This window comes from Shewanella sp. 10N.286.54.B9 (assembly GCF_041468565.1).
GTDB lineage: Bacteria > Pseudomonadota > Gammaproteobacteria > Enterobacterales > Shewanellaceae > Shewanella.
This window is the reverse complement of the sequence record NZ_JBFRIY010000110.1, coordinates 1-4,325: the sequence shown is the minus strand read 5'-3', so window position 1 is coordinate 4,325 and position 4,325 is coordinate 1. Positions and strand designations below refer to the sequence as shown.

At 43.2% G+C, this 4,325-nt stretch carries 4 protein-coding genes and 3 tRNA genes; 1 reads left to right on the top strand and 6 read right to left on the bottom strand.

Annotated elements, in window-relative coordinates; translation table 11 throughout:
• The 4 genes from AB4135_RS21960 to AB4135_RS21945 form a co-directional block, all read right to left on the bottom strand.
• Positions 1 to 101, bottom strand: a 101-nt coding sequence (locus AB4135_RS21960) for a GTP-binding protein (RefSeq protein ID WP_371994986.1), incomplete at its 3' end; no start/stop codon positions are given.
• Between the two features lie 195 nt (positions 102 to 296).
• Positions 297 to 370, bottom strand: a tRNA-Gly gene (locus tag AB4135_RS21955).
• 35 nt (positions 371 to 405) lie between these two features.
• Positions 406 to 490, bottom strand: a tRNA-Tyr gene (locus tag AB4135_RS21950).
• 7 nt (positions 491 to 497) lie between these two features.
• Positions 498 to 573, bottom strand: a tRNA-Thr gene (locus AB4135_RS21945).
• 233 nt (positions 574 to 806) lie between these two features.
• Here AB4135_RS21945 and coaA point away from each other — a divergent pair.
• Positions 807 to 1,757: a type I pantothenate kinase gene (coaA, locus tag AB4135_RS21940; protein WP_371995544.1), complete on the top strand. Its 951-nt coding sequence runs from the start codon at positions 807 to 809 to the stop codon at positions 1,755 to 1,757.
• Positions 1,758 to 1,763: 6 nt separating this feature from the next.
• On the opposite strand, the gene birA is transcribed toward coaA, so the two are convergent.
• Both birA and murB read right to left on the bottom strand, forming a co-directional pair.
• A complete protein-coding gene (gene birA, locus AB4135_RS21935) occupies positions 1,764 to 2,726 on the bottom strand; it encodes a bifunctional biotin--[acetyl-CoA-carboxylase] ligase/biotin operon repressor BirA (protein WP_371995543.1) in 963 nt (320 codons plus the stop codon).
• Position 2,727: 1 nt separating this feature from the next.
• A complete protein-coding gene (murB, locus tag AB4135_RS21930; RefSeq protein ID WP_371995542.1) occupies positions 2,728 to 3,747 on the bottom strand; it encodes a UDP-N-acetylmuramate dehydrogenase in 1,020 nt (339 codons plus the stop codon).
• Positions 3,748 to 4,325: the final 578 nt, after the last annotated feature.

Here is a 4,325-nt window from a genome sequence, read left to right as displayed (position 1 = left end):
GCAGAGATAGCAGCAGTTAGTGTTGTTTTACCATGGTCGACGTGTCCAATGGTACCAACGTTAACATGCGGTTTACTACGTTCAAATTTTTCTTTAGCCATGGTATTGCCCCAATCCAAAGTACTGGTGATGAAACTGCATATAGCAAAAAATCCGATGCATAAATGTCATCGAATCAGTTAGTAAGATAATTGAGGTACATATGAAGCAGGAGGCGTGCTGACAGGTAGTCTTAAACTGGAAAAAGCACTCGTTATCGAGTGCTTTCTACTGATTAAGTATTATCAGCAAGAATTTGGAGCGGATGGCGGGAATCGAACCCGCGTTATCAGCTTGGAAGGCTGGAGTAATACCATTATACGACATCCGCGCAACCTACTTCAGGTTACCTAACTACCTAGAAATTGGTGGAGGGAGAAGGATTCGAACCTTCGAAGGCTGAGCCGTCAGATTTACAATCTGATCCCTTTGGCCACTCGGGAACCCCTCCAGAGAAATGGTGCCGGCACCAAGAGTCGAACTCGGGACCTACTGATTACAAGTCAGTTGCTCTACCAACTGAGCTATGCCGGCGTGTCATTTCGGTAGCGGATATTATGGAAATGTGAGCACAAGTGCAATAGTAAAATCGATTTTTTTATAAAAAAAAGCTCAAACGACGCTTTTTTATGCTCACTTTAGCCATAACGGATACTTTTGCAGCGATTAATCTCATTTACCTAGCATTGACTGTTCGTCTAATCCCGTAGCGGTTGTCGATAATAAATTCATAGTGTAATGTGCCCTCCTTAATGGAGAACTTCGCAATGACGCCAACCAATCAAATTCATAATGCACTTTATCTACCTTTTCAGCGCGAACAGTGGGCTGAATTACGCGAGTCAGTGCCTTTAACACTGAGTGAAAATGATCTGGCAGACCTACGCGGTATTAATGAAAAAATATCGCTATCTGAAGTGACCGATATTTATCTGCCATTAAGCCGACTTCTCAACTTAAATGTCGGTGCGAAGCAGCAAAGAGGCTTAGCACTCAATGAGTTTCTTGGACGCGTACCACCTAAAAGACCCTATATCATTAGTATTGCTGGCAGTGTCGCAGTAGGAAAAAGTACTACTGCACGTATCTTGCAGGCATTATTGAGCCATTGGCCAGAGCACCCTAAAGTGGATCTGATTACCACAGATGGATTCTTGCACCCACTTGCCGAGCTTAAACGTCGCGGATTAATGCAACGTAAAGGTTTCCCTGAAAGCTATGATATGAAAGGCTTAGTTGACTTTATCTCTGCGATAAAAGCGGGGGAAGCAGCAGTGAGCGCACCCATTTACTCACACATTACCTATGACCGAGTGCCCGACCAATATCAGTGGATCCGTCAACCTGATATCCTCATCATTGAGGGCCTAAACGTACTGCAAACAGGACAAGACTCGGCAGTCGATACTAAGCGACCATTTGTATCTGACTTTGTGGATTTTAGTATCTATGTCGACGCAGAAGAAGAGTTGTTGAAAAAGTGGTACATCGAGCGTTTTTTACAATTTAGAACCGGCGCGTTTAGCGAAGAAAGTTCCTACTTCCATCATTACTCTCAGCTAACAGATTACGAGGCTACTGGCATCGCATCAAAAATCTGGGACAGCATCAATGGGCCAAACTTAACCCTAAATATTCAGCCAACCCGAGAACGTGCGCACCTTATCTTGCAAAAAGGACAAGATCATCTCATGGATCAAGTCCTTCTAAGAAAGTGATGTCGATTAATCAGCCTTACGTAGGCTGATTTCACCACCAATAAAGCTCTTTACACCGTCGGCAGTTTCTAACACCACAGCCCCTTGTTTATCAATCCCTTTGGAAATGCCATGAACCTCATCAGTTCCAATAAGCAATTTGATCTGCTGACCAATAAACAGATCTGCAGCCTCCCAACGCTGTTGAAAAGGTGCAAGGCCCTCATTCTGGAATAAGTACAAATCTTGTTGTAGCTGGCGTTGCAGTAGCGCCAGCAATTCCGTCTTACTTGGCATCTTTGCCAACGATGTCAGATCACTCCATGGTTGATCGATTGCATTACCATGCTGCTCACTCATCGCCATGTTTAACCCAACGCCAATAACGAGGCTACACTCACTATCAGTTTGACCAGTCATCTCTATCAGCACACCCGCTAGCTTCTTCCCACCCAAGTAGATATCGTTTGGCCACTTAACACCAACATCTGCAACGTCTAATTGCTCGAGAACCGATACTATTGAACACGCAACAACTAAGCTTAAACCCATAGCTTGCGCCATGCCTTGCGGGAACTGCCAATACATTGAAAAATACAGATGACATCCATAAGGAGACACCCAAGTGCGCCCTCTTCTGCCACGCCCAGCAGACTGATATTCGGCAACACAAATATCACCAGAGTCGAGCTCTTCGGCATGCTTTAAGATGAATGCATTCGTACTTGGGATCTCATCAAAATAGAAGCAGCGCTGACTGATTGTACTTTTTAAAGTGCTCTCATCAACTAAAGACAATGGATTGCTTAGCTTATAGCCTTTTCCTTTTACACAGTAAATATCTACACCATACTCTTCTAGCCCAGAGATATGGTTAGCTATTGCGGTTCTCGATACCCCTAGTTTTTCAGCTAAGACTTCACCAGATACAAAGTGCCCATTCGCTAACTCTGCTAATATGCCTCGCTTACGACTCCACTGTTCTGCCATGCTATAAGTTCCTTTCTCCGGTTGCTGCAATCATTCTAGGTTCAGGTTGTAATCTAATACCAAATTGCTTTTCAATATAATCAACAACATGGCGTGCCAAATTCAAAACATCATCGCTAGTTGCGCTGCCTTTATTAATTAGTACAAGAGCTTGGTTAGCATGCACAGCCGCTCCTCCAACTTGGAAGCCCTTTAGGCCTGCAGCTTCTATAAGCCAGCCCGCAGCGACCTTAGTTTTTCCGGTTTCTTGAGGGTAACCCACTATATTCGGAAATTTAGAGGTTAACGCTAGAAATAGCTCATTTGATATAACCGGGTTTTTGAAAAAGCTGCCGGCATTACCAACTTTAGCGGGATCTGGGAGTTTGCTCATTCTAGTGTCACAGATACACTCAAAAACATCCTTTGGTGTCACGGCAGGATCCTTTAACGCCTTAAGCGGTCCATAATCCAGATTAGGTTGCCAAATTTTGGGTACTTTAAAGCCTACTTTTGTTATAAGCGCTCTACCTAGCAATTGCTGTTTAAAAATGGACTCCCTGTAGCTAAAGTCACACTCATTGGCACTTAAGCGAATGTGCTCGCCTGTCGATAAATCACAATATTCAACCCATTCACATATGTCTTTTATCTCGACACCATATGCACCGATATTTTGAATCGGAGCAGCGCCAACCTTACCCGGAATAAGTGCGAGATTTTCAAAGCCTGCAATCCCCTGAGAGAGGCAAAAGCATACAAGTTCATGCCAATCCTCACCTGCCTCTACAGAAAGAAGGTGATAACCCTCTGTCGAGGTCACTTCGATCCCTTTAGTTTCAACGACAACTACAGTGCCAGCAAAGTCATCGCATAAAATAACATTACTACCGCCACCGAGGATCAACATAGGCTGATTAGAGGCATATAAATCTATGCAAATAGCGCACAACTCTTCGGTAGTTTTAGCGAACAGCAGTGCGCGACAATGATGTTCGAGCCCAAACGTATTATGCGATTTCAATGAAAAAATGTCGGTCACGGAGGCAATCTTATAGATCAGAGACAATGATGCATTGTAGCGTAAACCGGAATTACTCAGTAGTCCTCTCTATTGATTTAGATACGCTCATTAGATAAAAGTAAAGCGCTTAGTAGGGAATTAGGGATCGCCCATGCCTCCTAACCATAACTAATACCAATTCCATTAAAGATTTGCTCAGTCAGAGCTTCAACGGCAAGGGAGTGAATTAAAGGGCGGATAGAAGTCGTTTAACGTGACAAGGAAAACTTTTAAGTTGGTTTTCCTCAATGAAAAGCCTCTACATTCTTTAAACAAAAGCGTAGAGGCTTTCATCTTTATAACTTCAGAGCCAAGTGAATTCATTTTAATGCCAGCTAAGCCATTATCAACTGGACTATCAATGCACCAATCAGACTTATTTTTGCTTTTTCCACAACGAAAAAAGCTTCTACATTCTTTAAACTAAAAGCGTAGAGGCTTTCATCTTTATAGCTTCAGAGCCAAGCGGGATCATTTTAATGCCAGCAAATCCAGTATCAACTGGACTATCAATGCACCAATCAGACTTATTTTTGCTTTTCCACAACGAAAAAAGC

Bases quoted from the DNA above. Each gene is read 5' to 3' on its own strand.
- coaA (WP_371995544.1), top strand. From the start codon at position 807: ATGACGCCAACCAATCAAATTCATAATGCACTTTATCTACCTTTTCAG.
- birA (WP_371995543.1), bottom strand. From the start codon at position 2,726: ATGGCAGAACAGTGGAGTCGTAAGCGAGGCATATTAGCAGAGTTAGCG.